Below are 18,167 nucleotides of genomic sequence, written 5' to 3' on the forward strand. Positions count from 1 at the left end.
TTTAAAGTGTAGCAAAAGTGGTCACGATGCGTTGGCAAACCTCTTCCAGTACTGACTTCGGCATAGCCACATTGAGGCGGGCATGAAGAGTTCCCTCCTCTCCAAAGTCCAAACCACGATTCAAGATAACCTTGGCTTCATTCTTCAAAAGCTCTTGCAAGCTGTCATCCGTTAGGTCATAGGCTGAAAAATCAAGCCAGATCAAGTAGGTACCTTGCGATTTCATGACCTTAATCTTGGTTTCGTTGCCCAAAACATCCACTACATAGTTAATGTGGTCCTCGATGACTTCTTTTAACTCTCCTAACCAGTCCTTACCATAACGGTAGGCAGCTTCTGTCGCCAAATACCCCAAGCCTGAGATTTCATGTTGGTTATTGGCCAACTGGCGTTTTTGGAAAGCCACACGAAGCTTTGGATTTTCAATAACTGCATAGGAATTCTTGGTCCCAGCAATATTAAAGGTCTTAGTGGCACTGCTCAGGATAAGGGCAAAGTCTTTAAAGGCGGGATCAATGGTGTTGAATGACTGGTGTTTGTGACCAAAGAGGGCCAAATCTTGGTGAATCTCATCTGAAACAAGCAAAACACCGTGTTTTTGGCAGAGATGACCAATCTTTTCTAACACTTCCTTTTCCCAAACACGTCCACCAGGATTGTGAGGATTGCAAAGGATATAGAGTTTGACATCCTCTCCCACCAATTCCTTCTCCAGCTGGTCAAAGTCAATCTCAAACAGCCCGTCCTTTTCCACCAAAGAATTGGTAATCAATCTGCGATTGTTCAGTTTGACACTGCGTGCAAACGGTGGATAGACTGGTGTATTAATCAGAACAGCCTCTCCTTCTTTTGTAAAGGCTTGAATAGCTGTTGAAATAGCTGGTACCACTCCCTCGATAAAGACGAGGGCATCCTTGTCAAAGTGATACCCGTGTTGATTGGCTTCCCAGTCCTGAACCGATTCAATCAAATCATCACTAGCATAAGTATAGCCATAGACCAACTGATCTGCGTAGGCTTGTACAGCTTGTCGAACCTCAGGCAAAACCACAAAGTCCATATCTGCTATCCAGGCTGGTAGAACTTTTCGGTCAGCTTCTGCTTCTTTCCATTTATAGGTATGGTGCCCAAAACGATTGGGCAGGCTTGTAAAATCATATTTTCCCATATCTATCTTATCCTTCCAAAGCTTGGCGCAAGTCCGCAATCAAATCTCTAGCATCTTCAATCCCAATTGACAAGCGCAAGAGGTCATCTGTTAAGCCATAGGAATGGCGCACTTCTGCTGGAATATCCGCATGGGTTTGAGTCGTCGGATAGGTAATCAGACTCTCCACCCCACCCAAACTTTCTGCAAATGAGAAGATCCTTAAGCTATTTAAAATATGAGGAATACGTTTTTCATCCACTACTTTAAAGGAAATCATACCCCCACGTCCAGTATAGAGCACTTCCTTGACAGCAGGTGAATCCTTCAAAAAAGCAACCACTTCTTGGGCATTGGCTGTAGAACGTTCCATACGAAGAGGTAGAGTTTTAAGACCACGAATCAACTGATAACTATCAAATGGTGACAAGACCGCACCAGTCGTATTCAAATTGTAGAAAAGTTGCTCATATAGTTCTAAACTATTAGTCACAACTACCCCAGCCAAGACATCATTGTGCCCTGCTAGATACTTGGTGGCTGAATGAAGAACGATATCCGCACCATCTTCAATCGGACGTTGATAAATCGGACTGTAGAAGGTATTGTCCACCACTACCTTGGCACCCTTGGCATGAGCTAGTTTGGCTAGTTTGGCAATATCAAATTCCAACATCAAGGGATTGGTTGGTGTTTCAATATAGAGAACATCCACATCTTTCTCTAACTCTGCGATCAGCTCTTCTTCTGTATTGGCATAGGTAAAATGGAAACGGTCTTCTTGCTCGACTTGATTGAACCAACGGAAAGAACCCCCATACAGATCGCGTACAGCCAAGACTTTACTTCCTACTGGAAAGACACTAAAGGCCAGTACAATCGCAGCCATACCTGAGCTCGTTGCTAGGGCATAGTCTGCTGACTCAATAGCCGCCAAGACCTCCTCCGCCTTACTGCGAGTTGGGTTTTTAGTCCGAGTATAGTCAAATCCCGTAGACTGACCGAACTCCGGATGCTGATAAGTTGTTGAAAAATGAAGCGGCGTTACCAAGGCACCTGTAGCCTCATCTGACTTGATCCCAGCCTGGGCCAAAATTGTGTTGATGTGTAGTTCTTTGCTCATACAATACCTCCAAATCTATAGTAACTATTGTACCACTTATTTTTACTAACTCATTTTCTTGTTTTCAAGAGCTAGCTATAGTTTCAAACTATATAAAAACGATAGTTCCTTGAGAAACTATCGTTTTTCCTGTTGAATAGACTGGTTATTTAACGTGTTTTGCCAGTTCTTCTTGGGCTTTTTTATTTGATTCTTCTTTTTCTTTTAGCCATTTTTCTTTAGCTTTTTCATACTCATCAGCCGTTACAGTCTTATCTTGTAACTTGAGATACTTGTATGATTCGACACCCTTATTTCCAGCTTGTGAGAATGGTGATGAGAATGGAACTGTCTTTCTCAAGGTCGGTGTTCCACCCTGAGAAACGTTTGGAATTGCAAGGGCGCTATCAACGAGCCAAGCTTGAATTTCAGCATATTTTTCATAACGTTTTGCTGGATCTTGCTCCTTGTTCGCTTCTTCTAACATTTGAGTGTAAGTATCCAGACCAACTGCCTTAGCCTTGTCATTGACCTCACCTGGTTCTAGACCAATGTTTTGCAACATACCACCGTTATTGACATTTAAGATATCAAGATAACTTGATGGATCCAAGTAGTCCGCACTCCAACCGCCATTATAGATATCAAAGTCTTTTTGAGCTGCAGTTTGAGCTAGGTAGCTAGAGTTGTCAAAGTCATCTGTTGATAGCTGTTGGATATCGATAACCACATTCTCAGCTCCTAGAACAGATTCGATGGATTGTTTCAAAGAACTTGCTTCAAGTACACCTTTTTTAGCTGATTGGTCGACTGATACGTCCAAGTGGATTGGGAATTGCACACCCTTAGCTTCCAATTCTTTCTTAGCTTCTGCAAATTTAGCTTTAGCCTTGTCAGGATTGTAGTATGGATCTTGCGCATCTGCAAAGTTGATTCCTTGCCATTCTTGGCCATAGTTGACCATCTTTTCTGAAACAACATCGCCAAAGTCTTTTCCGTTGATGCTTACAAATGTAGGAGGTACAACCAAGTTACGAATAATCTTCGTTGCTCCGTCCTCCCCTTGAGATTGTGCTCCATAGGCTGTACGGTTATAAGCATAGTTGAAGGCTTGACGGAAGTTTTTATTCAGAACTGCTTCTTGGGTTGATTTCTTTTCGATATCAGAGGACTTAGACGTGAAGTTATAAGATTTTCTGTCCAAGTTGAAGTTCAAGTAATAAGAAGTTGCATTTTGCATACTATAGATGATGTTATCCTTGTTCTTCTCTTTAATTCCTTCAAAGCTTGAGCTATTTGGATAGAGACGCGCGTAGCTATAGACTCCTTCTACAAAGTTACGTGCTAGTGCATCTTGGTCACTACCATCATAATAGGCCAATTTCACATCATCCACAAAGACATTTTTTTCATCCCAATAGTTGGGATTTTTCTTGAATTCGATAACAGATTTTGAAACAAACGATTTCATCAAGAAAGGTCCATTGTACAAAATACTAGAAGGGTCTACCTTACCAAAGTCATCCCCTTTTGATTTTAAGAAATCTGCATTGACAGGGAAGAGAATGGTTGAAGTTGTTTTAGAATTCCAATAAGATTCTGGACGTGTCAAAGTGTACTGAACTGTTTGGTCGTCAATCGCCTTAACACCGACAGTTGAAAAGTCAGTTGTTTTCCCGTTGATATAGTCATCCAAACCTGCTACAGAGTCTTGAACAAGGTACAAGGCTTCGGATTTTTTATCAGCAGCATATTTCAAACCTGTCACAAAGTCTTGGGCCGTTACAGGGGCGTATTCTTCACCCTCATAAGTATACCATTTTGCATCCTTACGCAATTTGTAAGTATAGGTCAAACCGTCCTGAGAAACAGTCCAATCCTCTGCCAATGATGGAACATAGTTACCGTATTGGTCATTTTCCATCAACCCATCCACCAAATTGGTCACGATGTCATTGGTTGTTGCACGGTTTTCTGCAAGATAGTTCAAACTAGATGGATCGCTCGAATAAACATAGTTATATGTTTTAGTAGCGCTACTTGAATTTCCACATGCGCTCAGTAAGATACCTGCGCTTAACACGACACTTGCAAGTGTCAGATACTTGGCCTTAGACTTTTTCATTTCCAGAACCTCCTATTTAAAAGTTTTGTCTTATTATACAGCTTTGGTTTTATTTAGTCAAGTAATTTCTAAAGAAAAACTTAAAAAAGCATATTTTTTGCTCTTGATTTTAGAAAAAGTTCTCTTTTTTTAAGAAAAATGTAGTATAAAAACCTTTCTGTTAAAGAAAGGTTAAATTCATTACTTTTATTTATAAATCTTTTTACGATATTTTCAATCGTGTACGTAGTCGGTCTGCTTGAGCTTTGCCGATTATCTTGTCTAAGAGTCTTGTCCGTAGGCTCATCAAACCATAAAGGCCTCCTCCAAGCCCCCCGATGAGAGCTACGTAAAGGAAACTCCAGAAACGTCCACTTGGTTGGAAGACAAAACCGAGCAGCCATTGTAAGAAGCCAACTAAGATAAACATAACCAGAGTTAAGATGGTAATCAAAATGGTTCGCTTCAAGATAATCTTTCGACGAGCACCCGTTACTTGGCAGATGTCTCGGTACATCAAGACATTCGGAATAATCAAGCCGATAGTCGTTGAAATCAAAGGACCGTAGCTGTGGAAAATAGCAATGGTTGGCAATTGCAAGACGATCTTAGCAATAGAACCATAGACAAAGTAAAGCACTGCCTTGCGGTTTCGGAACATGGCCTGAAGCATGGGAGACAAGACCATATACAAGCCTAGGATAGTAGACTGCAAAACTGCAAAGACAAATAAGCCCATGGCCAGACTATCTGGCTTACCGTAAAAGACTGTATAAAGAGGCTCCCCTACCATGACCACTCCAACCGTTGCCGGCAGTAAAAATAAGAAGAGCATGGTAAGGCTATCTTGGACTAGGCGAGCCGCCGCCTGCAAGTCACCTTTTACATAGTTTTCCGTCAAAAGCGGCAAGCCGACACTCCCGATTGAAACTCCCACAGAGATTAAAATCATAGTAATTTTATTAGGATTGGCTGAGAAATAAGAAAACATGACAACCAAGTCTTCATTGCTGTAGTTAGTAAACCACTTCATACTATTGATAAAGGTCATCTGGTCTAAGATTTGGAAGAGTTGAATGGCTGATCCTGTCAGGATAAAGGGAATGGCTTCCTTGATGGTATCGACTAAGAGTCGCTTACTATTGATTTTATCCCGTGTTTCAAAAACTCTTTTGAGCAAACCTTCTTGGGCAAGAAAGTAGATCAAAACTGCAAAACTTGCCACCATCCCCACAAAGGCTGCAAAGGTCGATTGGGTAACGGCTGATAAGTAGTCACCAGAACCCATCTTCATAATGAAGAAGGTTGCCATCAACATCCAGATGGCACGAATCACCTGCTCGGCGATTTGACTCATAGCATAGGGTTTCAGGTTATTCATCCCTTGGAAGAAGCCTCGGATGACACTCATAGATGGGAAAATCAAGACCGCCCAAGCCAAGCTCTGCATGATGGGAATCAGTTCTTTCCCCACACCTGACAAATCTGCTAACCAGGGAGAAAAGAGATACAAGACCAAGGCAAAGACTAATCCCAAGCCCGTCATAAAGCTTAGGAAACTCCGAATCAAGGCAAAGCTATGCTCTTCTTCTCGCATGGTATTGTACTTAGCCACTTGTTTGGCGACCGCAACTGGGATACCCGCTGTCGAAATCAGCAAGAACCAGGCGTAAATATTGTAGCCCATGGTAAAGAGACCATTGGCCTTGGCAGCATAGGTCCCCATCCAGATATACCAGGGAATAATGTAGATAGCACCAAGGAGGCGACTAATAAAGTTACTAGCTGTTAGCCAAGCAGTCCCTCGCAACATCTGGGCTTGCTGGTGATTGTTTTCGTTAGACATAGCTTCCTCATTCAATTTTGATAACTAGGAAAAAGTTCCTTATCTTCCATTATAAACTTTTCCTTGTTACTTGTAAAATTCGGGCGTGAAGTTTATAATAGAAAGTATGATTAAGATTGAAACCGTATTAGATATTTTAAAGAAAGATGGCCTTTTTCGTGAGATTGTTGACCAAGGTCATTACCACTACAACTACAGTGAAGTTGTTTTTGACAGCATCAGTTACGACAGCCGAAAAGTAAAAGAAGGGACTCTTTTTTTTGCAAAAGGTGCTGCCTTTAAAAAAGAATATCTCCTTTCTGCTATAAGTCAAGGCTTAACTTGGTATGTCGCAGAAAAGGACTACGAAGTCGGTATCCCCGTCATCATTGTGAACGATATCAAAAAAGCCATGAGTTTGATTGCTATGGAATTTTATGGAAATCCACAAGAAAAACTCAAAATTCTCGCTTTCACAGGGACAAAAGGAAAGACAACAGCAGCGTACTTTGCTTACCACATCCTATCTCAACGCTACCCAACAGCTCTCTTGTCAACTATGAACACAACTCTAGATGGCGAGACCTTCTTTAAATCTTCCTTCTCAACACCAGAAAATATCGATCTTTTCGACATGATGGCTCAGGCTGTTAAGAATGGAAGAACCCATCTTGTAATGGAAGTCTCTAGCCAAGCCTATCTTGTTCATCGAGTCTATGGTCTGACCTTTGATGTAGGTGTCTTTCTTAACATCACTCCTGACCATATCGGTCCGATTGAGCATCCTAGCTTTGAAGATTACTTCTACCACAAACGTCTCTTGATGAAAAATAGTCGAGCAGTTGTCATTAATAGCGACATGGACCACTTTTCTGTATTGAAAGAACAAGTAGAAGATCAAGAACATGACTTCTATGGTAGCCAGTCAAGTAACCAAATCGAGAACTCCAAAGCCTTTAGCTTTTCCGCTACAGGTAAACTCGCTGGTGATTATGATATCCAACTCATCGGTCACTTTAACCAAGAAAATGCAGTTGCTGCAGGACTTGCCTGTCTTCGTCTAGGTGCCAGTCTGGAGGACATCAAAAAAGGGATCGCTGCAACCCGCGTTCCTGGACGTATGGAAGTCTTGACTCAGAAAAATGGAGCTAAGGTTTTCATTGACTATGCCCATAATGGTGACAGTCTGAAAAAACTCATCAATGTGGTTGAAACCCATCAAACTGGAAAAATTGCTCTTGTTCTCGGTTCGACAGGCAATAAAGGAGAAAGTCGACGCAAGGACTTTGGCCTCCTCCTTAATCAACATCCTGAGATTCAAGTCTTTCTCACCGCTGATGACCCCAACTATGAAGATCCAATGGCCATTGCGGATGAAATTAGTAGCTATATCAGTCATCCTGTTGAAAAGATTACCGATCGTGAAGAAGCCATCAAGGCAGCTATGGCCATCACAAATCAAGAACTTGATGCTGTGATTATTGCAGGTAAGGGAGCCGATTGCTACCAAATCGTCCAAGGAAAGAAAGAAGACTATCCTGGAGACGCAGCTATCGCAGAACGTTATCTATAAAAAAATCAAGGGAAACATTCCCTTGATTTTTTTAGTCTTCTTTCTTAAATGAATTTTTAAGACCTTCAACGGCACCTTCTACAGCACCTTTAGCATCTTCAACAACTTCTTTTGCTTTCGCAACTGTTTTTTCTACAGTACCTTCTGCTTCCGTTTTGCTATCACCAGTAACTTTACCAAATCCTTCTTTGATAGCACCAGTTGCTTGTTCCAATTTATTTTCAAGTGACATAGCTCTGTCTCCTTTTGTTCTAATACGACAATGGTTATCGCTTACATTCAGTTTATGCTTATTCTTTAGCAAAGTCAAGCAATCTGCTCAAAATGAAGCAATTAAGGTAAATAGAAAGTCAACCGCTCCTTGTCGAAATCAACAGCCAACTCATACTTTCCTTCTTCGTTTTGCACAACATAGCCTAGGACGACCAAACTATCCACAAAGATATCACGGCGTTTCTGCATGAGCTGATCCTTTTTGAGGAACTTGAGTAAAAACGTCGTCATATACTTGAGAGCATACTCAGGATTGACATCTCCTAAAATGGCATAGAGTTTCTGCTGATCTTCTGTCAGTGGATACTGGTTCTTAACTTTATAAAAATAATTAGACAAGGTCATTTTTTGCCTTGCAAAGTCCGTATGTTCGATTAAAATGGCTGCATTGGTTTGATTGCGCAATTCCGTCTCAAAAGTCTTCTCCAGCAAGCCTTGATAGACTGGACTGTCCTCTCTGATAAAAATCTCTTGATCAAGGGCTAAATCATCCGTAGATTCTAAAAAAGGGAAATTGAGTGAATAGTGTTTATTTTCCCTTAGAATCAAGCCTGCCTTTATATACTCTTCCATAAGCTTATCAACTGATACATCTGGAAACTGGGCCTTGATTTCTCGTAGAATCACATCGTCATGCTGGTCCAGATAGTCAACCAAATCTATAAAAAATAGTTGTCGAGTCAAACGAGAAGGATTAAAAATCTGAATCATGAAGATTCCTTTCTTTACATTTTAAAAGAGGGGATGCTGCTAACTGACTAGGATTGGTCCCCGGCTGGTTCAGAGGCACAGCTATTCCTAGTTCTCTATAGTATTCATTCCAGAAATCACTAATCTCCTGCTCCCCGTCCCCAAATTGCATTGGAATAGTCTCAAAAATAGGCAGGATTTTTGCGATATACTGGGAGCAATAAAAGCCATTCCCATCCGGATAAAAAGAGGCATTATAGGGTGCACCTAAATGTTTGCTAGCTCTCTCCTTTACCAAGTCAGCTTCCAGCTCTGGATAGACATAAAGGTCGTAAAGATGAGTCAGTTCAAAAAAATCAGCTGGTTCTTGACAGATAACACCAACTTCACCAGTTGCATGATAAACAAAACCGTCCAAAAAGATGGCTACATGACTATAGTTCCCAGTAGAAGCCTGGATGGCCTGCCCCATATCTGAAAAATCCTTCACAAAAATCAAATCGCCATTTTCTAACATCTTTCTCTCCTAGAAAAAAAGGAGCCGAAACCCCTTTAGCTATATGGAAAACAAGTGTTTCCACGTTTCGATTATCACTCAGGTTATTAGCCATTAAAGCTTTCAGTCAACTGAGGCACCACTTGTTTCTTACGTGAAACAGCACCTGGAAGGAAAGCGTGGTTGTTTTCAAGTTTGAAGTTAAATGCTGCTTCCACCTTGTCCATGTTTGATCCAAGAGCAAGGATTTCTGAGTTTGAATTGACGATGTCTGTAATCATCAAGACAAAGTCAGAGTAGCCGTTTGCTGTATTAGCCGCTTGCATTGCTGCTTCGATTTCTACTTGGCGTTCCAAGACTTCAGCAATATCAACAGTATTGACTTGAGCAACACGAACCTTATTTCCGTTGAGTTCAAAAGTCTTAGCATCGATATCAATCAATTCTTCAGCAGATTTGCTAGCCAAGTTTGTACCAGCTTTCAGCATAGCAAGGCCGTACTCTTCCAAGTTGACACCAGCCAATTCAGCCAATTCAGGAGCAATGACTTTATCAGATGGATGAGTTGTTGGTGATTTCAAAAGAAGAGTATCTGAAATCAAACCTGAAAGCATCAAACCAGCAAGTTCTTTGGGAACTGCTACACCGTGTTCTTTGAACATGCGGTAAACGATTGAAGACGCAGATCCAACTGGTTCCAAACGCATGTAGAGTGGGCTTGCAGTTTCAAAGTTAGCCACACGGTGGTGGTCCACAACACCATAAACTTCTACTTCAGCGATATCTGATACAGACTGTTGAAATTCATTGTGGTCTGTCAAGATAACTTGCTCTGCACCTTCTGCTTTAGCAGATGTGATGACGCGTGGTGCTTCTACACCAAAATAGTTCAAAACGAAGGCTGTTTCTTCATTAGGAGTTCCAAGTGCTACTGCTTCTGTGTCCAATCCATACGCCTCTTTTGCAAGATAAGCAAAGGCTACAGATGACCCGATGGCATCTGAGTCTGGATTTTGGTGACCAAATACTAGAATCTTAGACATGATAATACCTCTTTAAATTTATTCATCTTATTTTAGCACTTTTTTCCTCTTTTGACAAAAGTAAGAGGAGTCAAAGGACTCCTCATTAGACATCAATATCGTTAACTAGATTTTTTTCTTGATTTTCGGATAGAAATCGTTCTTTCTGTGGACGTTTCTTTCGTTTGAGAAGAGCCTCTGCTGACATGGCTTCTTCCTTGCTAGCAAAGCCCTCTACATAGATGAGTTTAACTGGCAAGCGAGCTCGGGTATACTTGGCACCCTTACCACTATTATGAACGGCAAGGCGTTTCTTCACATCTGTCGTGTAACCAGTATAGTAAGAACCATCACGGCACTCCACCACATACATATAGGCCTTATGATCCATAGTAAATCTCTTGAATTTCTGGCGTGTAGGAACCATCATCATTGTGAACAATGAGTGGTGGCAAGACCTTGAAGCCGCTCGTTGATCCATCCTTAATAGCTTCGATTAAAAGCATATTGGCTTCCTTTTCTCGTTTAGGATAGACAAATTGCAGGCGCTTCGGAGCCAAATTATGGCGCTGAAGCATATCTAAGATATCCAAAAGCCGATCTGGACGATGAACCATAGCCAAACGGCCATTAGACTTGAGAATACTCTGGGCGCTCCGACAGATTTCTTCTAGATTAGTTGTAATTTCATGTCTAGCTAAAAGGTAGTGTTCACTCTCATTCAAATTGGAATGCGGATCCACCTTAAAATAAGGCGGATTACACAAAATCATATCCACCTTACTTCCCTGAATGTGGGCAGGCATATTTTTCAAATCATCGCAGATGACCCGCATCTGCTCTTCCAAACCATTCAACTGAACCGAACGCTCTGCCATATCCGCCAAGCGCTCCTGAATCTCTACAGATATTATCTGCGCCTGAGTACGTGAACTAGCAAAAAGTCCCACTGCACCATTGCCAGCACAAAAGTCCACAATTAAACCCCGTTTAGGGAAGCGAGGAAAGCGTGATAAGAGAACACTATCCACTGAATAGCTAAACACCTCTCTATTTTGAATGATCTTAATATCTGTCGAAAAGAGCTGGTTGATGCGCTCTCCTGGTTTTAATAATTGTTTTTCTTTCATACTTTCATTACAATAAATTATGTTAATATTACAAATGATTTAGATAATTGTATTTATGGTTTCTTCTTTAAATGCTCTAGTGCCTCGCGCGTCCAAACAGGCATCATTCGTCCAAGTGGTGCAAAACCGTGCTTGATACGATCATTTGAAAAACGTCTCCGTCTTGGCAATTGATGTTTTTCTTCCTCCAAAGTACGGATAGAAAGACTAGCTTTTCCAGTGTATTCGTCAAAATCCACCACCTGTACTTGAACTTCATCACCAATTTTTAAAATATCATAGATATTTTCAATAAATCCCGTCCGAATCTCCGAGATGTGAATCAGCCCTGTCACCCCTGTCTCTAACTCAACAAAGGCACCATAGGGCTGAATTCCTGTAATACGCCCAGTTAGCTTATCACCAATTTTCATTCTAGTCCTCAATTTCAATCGTTTCAATTACTACATCTTCAACTGGTTTGTCCATTGCACCAGTCTCAACAGCTGCAATGGCATCCAAGACCGCAAATGATTCAGCATCTACCAACTGCCCGAAAACAGTATGGCGGCGGTCAAGGTGAGGAGTTCCACCTTGTTCTGCATAGATCTCAGCGATTGGTTCAGGCCAGCCACCACGCGCAATCTCTTTCTTAGAGTACGGCAAATGTTGGTTTTGCACGATAAAGAACTGGCTACCATTGGTATTTGGACCCGCATTGGCCATAGAAAGGGCACCACGGATATTATAAAGTTCTTCAGAAAATTCATCTTCAAAAGAGTCGCCATAGATTGACTCTCCCCCCATACCAGTACCAGTTGGGTCTCCACCTTGGATCATAAAATCCTTGATAATACGGTGGAAAATCACACCATCATAGTAACCGTCTTTTGACAGAGCAACAAAGTTGGCCACTGTTTTAGGAGCATGTTCAGGGAAAAGCTTGATACGCAAGTCTCCGTGATTTGTCTTAATGGTCGCTAGCGGACCTTCTACTGTTTCAATTTCTACTTGTGGGAAATGCAATTCTTTTTCTACCATACCAAATCCTTCTAAGGCATCAAAAATGCCATCTTCTTCTACTGTTTTTGTAATATAATCTGCTTTTTCTTTGATCTTATCGTGGGAAACACCCATAGCAATACTGATTCCAGCATAATCAAAGAGTTCCAAGTCATTGAGCCCATCCCCAAAGACCATAACATTCTCTGGTTTCAAGCCTAGATGTTCTACAACCTTGGCTACACCAGTTGCTTTGGATCCTGAAATCGGCACGATATCAGATGAATGTTCATGCCAACGCACCATGCGAAGTTTACCAGAGAGACTATCTGGTAACCGCAAGTCATCCCCTTTATCCTCAAAGGTCCACATCTGGTATATTTCTGCTTTTTCATGAAAGTCAGGATCCACACCCAGGTTCGGATAAATCGGATCAATCGCCTCACTGATCAGTTCTGTTCGAGTAGAGAGTTTGGCGTCATGACTACCAACCAAGCCATACTCAATTCCCTCTTCCTTCGTCCAAGAGATGTACTCCACAACATCTGACTTGTCAATCTGATGTTGATAAATGACCTGACCTTTTTTATCTTCTATATAGGCCCCATTTAGGGTTACAAAAAAGTCAGGTTTGAGATTACGAATCTCTGGAACGACACCAAAAATGCCACGACCAGAGGCAATTCCTGTTAAAATTCCTTTTTCACGCAATTGTTTAAAGACAGTGGGAATTGTAGCTGGAATAAAACCTGTCTTTGACGTACGCAAGGTATCATCAATATCAAAAAAGACGATTTTAATCTTCTTTGCCTTGTATTTTAATTTTGCATCCATCTCTCTACCTCTTTTTTATCACTCCTTCCATTATACCATAAACCTTAGGAAATTCCTTTTTTGAAAAAAGATGAAAACCTATCAAAAAGAGAGCCAGTTGAACTAGCCCTCACTTTTCATCCTAGAACATCTCTAGAGCAATCATGGTAATCATCGTTGCATCATAGTAGCTCTCTATAGGTAAATCTTGTGTGAAAATGTATTTATTTTGTTGAAGAAGTTTCAGATAACCTTCTCCCTTATCAGAAGCATAGGTAATTGGAGCCAAGAAACTACCTGCCTGGTATTGGTTGAGGGCCGTTCCGTTCAAGTCATAGCCAGCATAAATGCGCTGCTCTTTCATAAAGAAATCCATCATCTTTTGAACGAGTTTTTGGCTTCTTTCATCTTGACTTTGAGACAAGTGATAAGGCAAGCGACAAGCGTTATAAGAGTACGCCCCATCGTATTGAGATTCGATTGTGTTGGCATCAACAAGACGTGCCCCTGACTTCTCAGCCCAGATAAAGTCTGGCAAGAGACCCGTATCCGAATGAGAACTGATTTGCTCCAATTGCCCAAGCATCTTATCCTTAATGTCTAACCACTGCTTGTTTCCAGTCAGGTCATAAAAAGATTGGAAATAGCGAGGTAGGGTATCAGACGTCCGCATCAAGTAATAATAATCGGAATCCTTGTTTGCCCAGTTTCCTACTGTTAGGACACCTGTCTCTTCATTGTAGTTGTATTGAAGAATGTCATCCAAGATTTTTTTAGCTTGCGCTTGGTATTCTTGCGCTTTATCTGGCCACTGCTTGGAAGCTTCAATCAAAGAATAAGCGATATAGAGATCACCATCGGTTGCGTTTTGCTTCTCAACCGTTTCGCTACCATTTGTGATCACTTGCTTCCAAGACATCAACTGCGTTCCCTCAATACGATGATTTTGATAATAGCGATAAAGACTCTCAAAATCTGCTTGACTTGCTTGCCCTTTTTGGGCTGCTAGAACTGTTATCAGCATCCCGTAACTTTGGGCTTCTGATAGAACCGTCGTTTCCTCAGAATCATTCGTCGTACGAACGTAAGACTGATCGCCTTTTGTAACAAGGAACTGTTGGCTCCATTGGCTGTAAATTCGATTACGCATCTCGATTTTAGTCCTTCCTCTTGCTAAAAACAAGGCCAAACAAAAGATAGAAAGGATGAGCACAAACCAGACATATTTTAATTTATTCGTTTTCATAGAATCTCCTATCCTGCAAATCGCTTGGTTTTAACCCACTTGGTTTCTTTTCGTTGGAGTACTTTATCCAGCACGATTGAAGAAATGGAATCAATGGATACAACGATAAACATCTGTGCATAAGAGAAATAGGCTGCCAAGGCCAACCAGATTTGTTTAGTTGTCGCTTGTCCAAATTGACTTGCCAATGCAATCATAATCTGCATCAAATAGAGACCAATCATGAGAATCCAGTTAAAAAGCATGAGCTGGGCGATGTAGATATTGTCCGCATCAAAAGCAAACGGAACCCTGACATCTGGGAAGAAAAGATTAAGGCAGATCGCTAGCACATTCGCTAGGAAAATCAAATCCGATAGGACAATAGCAAAGTTAAACCAAAAGAAAACACATGAATAGTTAAAGACTTCTAGTTTAACGCGCCAGTTTGCTCTGCCAAATAAATGCTTAAAGTTCGAGAGAACAACTTCGTAGTTTCCTTTAGCCCAGCGTTTCCGTTGCATATAGTAACTCTTTAAAGTCTCAGGCTCTTGTTGGAAAGCCTCTGAATTATAGGCAAGGGCAATCAATTTACCACTCTGCATGATTTTGAAGGAAATATCGGTATCCTCGGTTAAGGCACCATTTTTCCAACCACCGATACTCTTTACAAAGTCGGTTTGAATGATAAAGTTGGTTCCTGGAATACGCCCAATTTTAAAGAGATGCCACATCCCAACGTGGTGCACACGTTGGGTAACAACAATTTCCTGATTAATACAACGAGTCAAGAAATTTTGATTGGCATTTCGAGTCTTGTTGCGACCAAAAGATGCCACATGACGTTCTGGATCCTTCATCACTTCTTTACAAGGAAATAAAGGGCATTTTTTTCAGGCATAGCATCCGCATCATAGACACAGATGTATTCTCCCGTTGCCATCTCCAAAGCATCGTTTAAAACGCCCGCTTTTCCTCCCGTACCAGTACGGTCAATAATAGTCAGATTTCTTCCTGCATATTCAGGCATGGCTTGTACAGACAAACATTCTGCATAGGTGTTATCCGAACAGTTATCCGCAAATAGAAGCAATTCCACACGATCGTGAGGGTAGTTCATATCCAAGATAGCTTTTGCCGTTTGGGCAATAACCACATCCTCATTATGAGCAGGAACAACAATGGTAACCTTAGGATAATAAGGTAGCGGCGAAGTGTCTACACAAAAATCACTGTGTTTAAACCAAAAGTGAACAGCTGAAAAGAGAATTACCAATCCCCATGCTAGAGAAATCCAAATTGTAAGCAAGGTAAAAATCATTAACATTTGACTAATCATGATTCACCGCCTTAAAATTTTTGTTCACTCGATGGTAAAGAATATTGTATGCAATAAATAATATGATAAAACAAATGCCAAAGGTGAGACTGAGTCCCAAAGCAATACCAAAAAATAGTTCGGTTAAAGTCATGTTTCCCTCCTAATATTCTACAATTACATCTGTCTCTAGTTGACGTTTGAGATGACTGACAACATCTGCGTAGTCTTGGTATTTATCTTTATTATCAGAGTTAATCTCCAAATACCCTGTTTGGAACTGAATTCCTTGATTGCCATCTTCTCCATGAAAAACTAAACTGCTCAGTTTCTCCTGCAAACCACTAAAGTAAAGTTCCTTCAAAGAATGTTGGCTACTACTCGATAGAACGAGAAAATTACCATCCGAAACGTAATAGAGCTTATCATTGTAACTCAATTCCTGAGCAATTACCTCTTGAATACGACTGAGCATCTGGTTATGTTCTTTCGGTTTAATCTGGAAGAACAAATCTTCATGTGCCCAATGAATCAATAGAGATTGAACCGTCACATCACTTTGTGCAGTTACCATAGCCTGGTAATCTGCTCGAGCTTCGTCTTCCTGTTCTTGGACCTTTGAGGCCACCTTGAAGAAATAATAACGAACCTTAAGTAGAATCCCAATCAAAAGAGGAAAACTGATTAATAAGAAGATCAGTTGAATGATTGGGATATAAACCACACCCGCAACCAAAACGATAAGTCCAAAACCAAATGCTAAGATAAGGGTCCAAGTAAGCAAAAGGTCAGATAATACCAACACTGCAAACAAAGCCAAAGCTAAAAACAAAATTTGCTCTAAAATAATAGTTCGAGCATAGAAAAAGCAAAGTACCAACAAAAGAAGCTCACATCCAAGCAAAGTCAGAAACCAGTTTCTAAATCTATACCAATTTTTCATTTTGTCCTAGCTCCTTCTTGAAACTCTGATGCAGATTCAGCAAAACCAAAATAATGTTTAATAGTTTGTACAATTCTTTCTGATGCATTTCCATCTCCATAAGGATTTGGTGCCTGAGACATTTGTCCATAAAGAGTTTCATCTGTTAAGAGTGCTGTCATCGCTTCTTTCACACTTACTGGATCCGTACCAACTAGCTTCAAAGTACCCGCACGTACTCCTTCTGGACGTTCCGTCGTGTCACGAAGGACAAGGACAGGTTTGCCGAGAGAAGGCGCCTCTTCTTGAACTCCGCCAGAGTCGGTCATGATAAAATAGCTTCTTGAAGCCAAATTATGAAAATCAAGTACATCTAGAGGTTCAATCAAGTGAATACGATCGTGACCAGCTAAGATATCTTTTGCTGCTTCTTGAACGACAGGGCTAAGGTGAACAGGATAGACAACTTCAATTTCCTGATGAAAATCGACCATCTCACGTAAAGCTGTAAAGACATTTCTCATTGGTTGACCTTGATTCTCACGACGGTGCATGGTTACCAATACAAGTTTCTTATTTGGATCCAATTGATCTAGAACTTCATGATAGTAATCCGATTGAACGGTTAGTTTCAAGGCATCAATGGCTGTATTTCCCGTAATGACAATAGCAGACTCAGGGTGATTTTCCTTAAGGAGATTTTCTTTACTCTCACTAGTTGGAGCAAAATAAAGATCCGCAAGGCAGTCAGTCATCTGACGATTCATCTCTTCTGGGAAAGGAGAATACTTATCAAAGGTCCTTAGGCCAGCTTCAACATGGCCGATACGTACCTGATTATAGAAAGCAACTAAACTTGCTGCAAAAGTTGTTGTTGTATCTCCATGAACAAGAATTATATCTGGAAGTTCTTGCTTAACAACTGAATCAAACTTTTCTAAAATTTTTCCAGTAATATCTAAAAGGGATTGATTTTTCCCCATAATATCCAGGTCATAATGTGGCTCGATGCGAAACGTTTCAAGAACTTGGTCCAGCATTTGACGGTGCTGAGCTGTCACAACTGTGATCGTCTCAATACTGTCACTATGTTTTTGCAATTCTAACACTAAAGGGGCCATTTTAATAGCTTCTGGTCGTGTTCCAAAAACAACCATCACTTTCAATTTCTTCATTATGGTATCCTTCTACTATAATAAAATTTGACACATCAGATTAATCTTTATATCGAATTATTGCGCAAATCAATTAATTTGATTATCTTAATTATTTTACCGTCAATCAATTTATATGTCAAACTCTTTCAAAGTATATTATTGCATTTAATTTAATTTTAATAAACTGTAATATTTCTGTAACGCTATAATTTACAACGTGTAAACTAGATACCTTGAAGTTTTCTTAAATATTTTTTGAAATGAAATATTTTTTAAAAATTCTAAACTTTACTACTTTTTAAATAATTATTTTTATCTTGATAATTCAAACAATTATATTTTATCGTTCCATAGAATCCCCTTTTTTCTAACACAAAAAAATCCCCTCT

General features: G+C 40.5%; 16 protein-coding genes and 1 pseudogene. 1 reads left to right on the forward strand and 16 read right to left on the reverse strand.

What is annotated here, in order from left to right; genetic code table 11:
- Position 1: 1 nt before the first annotated feature.
- The 4 genes from FOA33_RS06010 to FOA33_RS06025 form a co-directional block, all read right to left on the reverse strand.
- Positions 2-1,168, reverse strand: coding sequence for a MalY/PatB family protein (locus FOA33_RS06010; protein ID WP_221160980.1), 1,167 nt, complete (start codon positions 1,166-1,168; stop codon positions 2-4).
- Positions 1,169-1,175: 7 nt separating this feature from the next.
- Positions 1,176-2,270 (reverse strand): cystathionine gamma-synthase, encoded by a 1,095-nt coding sequence (locus FOA33_RS06015; RefSeq protein ID WP_221160981.1) that lies wholly within the window; start codon positions 2,268-2,270, stop codon positions 1,176-1,178.
- A 145-nt stretch (positions 2,271-2,415) separates the two neighbouring features.
- On the reverse strand, positions 2,416-4,374 hold the full coding sequence (locus tag FOA33_RS06020) for a peptide ABC transporter substrate-binding protein (RefSeq protein ID WP_033630023.1): 1,959 nt from the start codon (positions 4,372-4,374) through the stop codon (positions 2,416-2,418).
- A gap of 202 nt (positions 4,375-4,576) precedes the next feature.
- Positions 4,577-6,199: a putative polysaccharide biosynthesis protein gene (locus FOA33_RS06025; protein ID WP_221160982.1), complete on the reverse strand. Its 1,623-nt coding sequence runs from the start codon at positions 6,197-6,199 to the stop codon at positions 4,577-4,579.
- A 106-nt stretch (positions 6,200-6,305) separates the two neighbouring features.
- Here FOA33_RS06025 and FOA33_RS06030 point away from each other — a divergent pair, with 106 nt between their 5' ends.
- Positions 6,306-7,751 carry a UDP-N-acetylmuramoyl-L-alanyl-D-glutamate--L-lysine ligase gene (locus tag FOA33_RS06030; RefSeq protein ID WP_221160983.1) on the forward strand — a complete coding sequence of 482 codons (1,446 nt, stop codon included), beginning with the start codon at positions 6,306-6,308 and terminating at the stop codon, positions 7,749-7,751.
- A 31-nt stretch (positions 7,752-7,782) separates the two neighbouring features.
- On the opposite strand, the gene FOA33_RS06035 is transcribed toward FOA33_RS06030, so the two are convergent.
- The 12 genes and pseudogenes from FOA33_RS06035 to wecB form a co-directional block, all read right to left on the reverse strand.
- Entirely contained in the window at positions 7,783-7,983 is a 201-nt protein-coding gene (locus FOA33_RS06035) for a CsbD family protein (RefSeq protein ID WP_000051186.1), read from the reverse strand.
- A 101-nt stretch (positions 7,984-8,084) separates the two neighbouring features.
- Entirely contained in the window at positions 8,085-8,735 is a 651-nt protein-coding gene (locus tag FOA33_RS06040; protein WP_221160984.1) for a DUF1803 domain-containing protein, read from the reverse strand.
- A complete protein-coding gene (locus FOA33_RS06045) occupies positions 8,719-9,231 on the reverse strand; it encodes a YiiX/YebB-like N1pC/P60 family cysteine hydrolase (RefSeq protein WP_221160985.1) in 513 nt (170 codons plus the stop codon). The genes FOA33_RS06040 and FOA33_RS06045 overlap by 17 nt, the downstream gene beginning before the upstream one ends.
- Before the next feature lie 86 nt (positions 9,232-9,317).
- Positions 9,318-10,253: a manganese-dependent inorganic pyrophosphatase gene (locus tag FOA33_RS06050; protein ID WP_221160986.1), complete on the reverse strand. Its 936-nt coding sequence runs from the start codon at positions 10,251-10,253 to the stop codon at positions 9,318-9,320.
- An 85-nt stretch (positions 10,254-10,338) separates the two neighbouring features.
- Positions 10,339-10,623: a GIY-YIG nuclease family protein gene (locus FOA33_RS06055; protein ID WP_084874347.1), complete on the reverse strand. Its 285-nt coding sequence runs from the start codon at positions 10,621-10,623 to the stop codon at positions 10,339-10,341.
- Complete coding sequence (locus FOA33_RS06060) at positions 10,613-11,362, reverse strand: tRNA1(Val) (adenine(37)-N6)-methyltransferase (RefSeq protein ID WP_221160987.1); 750 nt, start codon at positions 11,360-11,362, stop codon at positions 10,613-10,615. Before FOA33_RS06060 ends, FOA33_RS06055 begins: the two co-directional genes overlap by 11 nt.
- 53 nt (positions 11,363-11,415) lie before the next feature.
- Positions 11,416-11,775, reverse strand: coding sequence for a S1 RNA-binding domain-containing protein (locus FOA33_RS06065; protein WP_000689619.1), 360 nt, complete (start codon positions 11,773-11,775; stop codon positions 11,416-11,418).
- Position 11,776: 1 nt separating this feature from the next.
- Positions 11,777-13,177, reverse strand: coding sequence for a bifunctional Cof-type HAD-IIB family hydrolase/peptidylprolyl isomerase (locus tag FOA33_RS06070; protein WP_221160988.1), 1,401 nt, complete (start codon positions 13,175-13,177; stop codon positions 11,777-11,779).
- A 121-nt stretch (positions 13,178-13,298) separates the two neighbouring features.
- Positions 13,299-14,402 carry a glycosyl hydrolase family 8 gene (locus FOA33_RS06075; RefSeq protein ID WP_221160989.1) on the reverse strand — a complete coding sequence of 368 codons (1,104 nt, stop codon included), beginning with the start codon at positions 14,400-14,402 and terminating at the stop codon, positions 13,299-13,301.
- Between the two features lie 8 nt (positions 14,403-14,410).
- Positions 14,411-15,720, reverse strand: a pseudogene (locus FOA33_RS06080) (glycosyltransferase family 2 protein).
- Positions 15,721-15,862: 142 nt separating this feature from the next.
- Positions 15,863-16,642, reverse strand: a complete 780-nt coding sequence (locus FOA33_RS06085; RefSeq protein WP_221160990.1) for a hypothetical protein — start codon at positions 16,640-16,642, stop codon at positions 15,863-15,865.
- Complete coding sequence (gene wecB / locus FOA33_RS06090) at positions 16,639-17,796, reverse strand: non-hydrolyzing UDP-N-acetylglucosamine 2-epimerase (protein ID WP_221160991.1); 1,158 nt, start codon at positions 17,794-17,796, stop codon at positions 16,639-16,641. Before wecB ends, FOA33_RS06085 begins: the two co-directional genes overlap by 4 nt.
- Positions 17,797-18,167 lie beyond the last annotated feature (371 nt).

It is taken from the genome of Streptococcus cristatus (genome assembly GCF_019685515.1).
GTDB lineage: Bacteria > Bacillota > Bacilli > Lactobacillales > Streptococcaceae > Streptococcus.

Bases quoted from the DNA above. Each gene is read 5' to 3' on its own strand.
- FOA33_RS06010 (WP_221160980.1), bottom strand. From the start codon at position 1,168: ATGGGAAAATATGATTTTACAAGCCTGCCCAATCGTTTTGGGCACCAT.
- FOA33_RS06015 (WP_221160981.1), bottom strand. From the start codon at position 2,270: ATGAGCAAAGAACTACACATCAACACAATTTTGGCCCAGGCTGGGATC.
- FOA33_RS06020 (WP_033630023.1), bottom strand. From the start codon at position 4,374: ATGAAAAAGTCTAAGGCCAAGTATCTGACACTTGCAAGTGTCGTGTTA.
- FOA33_RS06025 (WP_221160982.1), bottom strand. From the start codon at position 6,199: ATGTCTAACGAAAACAATCACCAGCAAGCCCAGATGTTGCGAGGGACT.
- FOA33_RS06030 (WP_221160983.1), top strand. From the start codon at position 6,306: ATGATTAAGATTGAAACCGTATTAGATATTTTAAAGAAAGATGGCCTT.
- FOA33_RS06035 (WP_000051186.1), bottom strand. From the start codon at position 7,983: ATGTCACTTGAAAATAAATTGGAACAAGCAACTGGTGCTATCAAAGAA.
- FOA33_RS06040 (WP_221160984.1), bottom strand. From the start codon at position 8,735: ATGATTCAGATTTTTAATCCTTCTCGTTTGACTCGACAACTATTTTTT.
- FOA33_RS06045 (WP_221160985.1), bottom strand. From the start codon at position 9,231: ATGTTAGAAAATGGCGATTTGATTTTTGTGAAGGATTTTTCAGATATG.
- FOA33_RS06050 (WP_221160986.1), bottom strand. From the start codon at position 10,253: ATGTCTAAGATTCTAGTATTTGGTCACCAAAATCCAGACTCAGATGCC.
- FOA33_RS06055 (WP_084874347.1), bottom strand. From the start codon at position 10,623: ATGGATCATAAGGCCTATATGTATGTGGTGGAGTGCCGTGATGGTTCT.
- FOA33_RS06060 (WP_221160987.1), bottom strand. From the start codon at position 11,362: ATGAAAGAAAAACAATTATTAAAACCAGGAGAGCGCATCAACCAGCTC.
- FOA33_RS06065 (WP_000689619.1), bottom strand. From the start codon at position 11,775: ATGAAAATTGGTGATAAGCTAACTGGGCGTATTACAGGAATTCAGCCC.
- FOA33_RS06070 (WP_221160988.1), bottom strand. From the start codon at position 13,177: ATGGATGCAAAATTAAAATACAAGGCAAAGAAGATTAAAATCGTCTTT.
- FOA33_RS06075 (WP_221160989.1), bottom strand. From the start codon at position 14,402: ATGAAAACGAATAAATTAAAATATGTCTGGTTTGTGCTCATCCTTTCT.
- FOA33_RS06085 (WP_221160990.1), bottom strand. From the start codon at position 16,642: ATGAAAAATTGGTATAGATTTAGAAACTGGTTTCTGACTTTGCTTGGA.
- wecB (WP_221160991.1), bottom strand. From the start codon at position 17,796: ATGAAGAAATTGAAAGTGATGGTTGTTTTTGGAACACGACCAGAAGCT.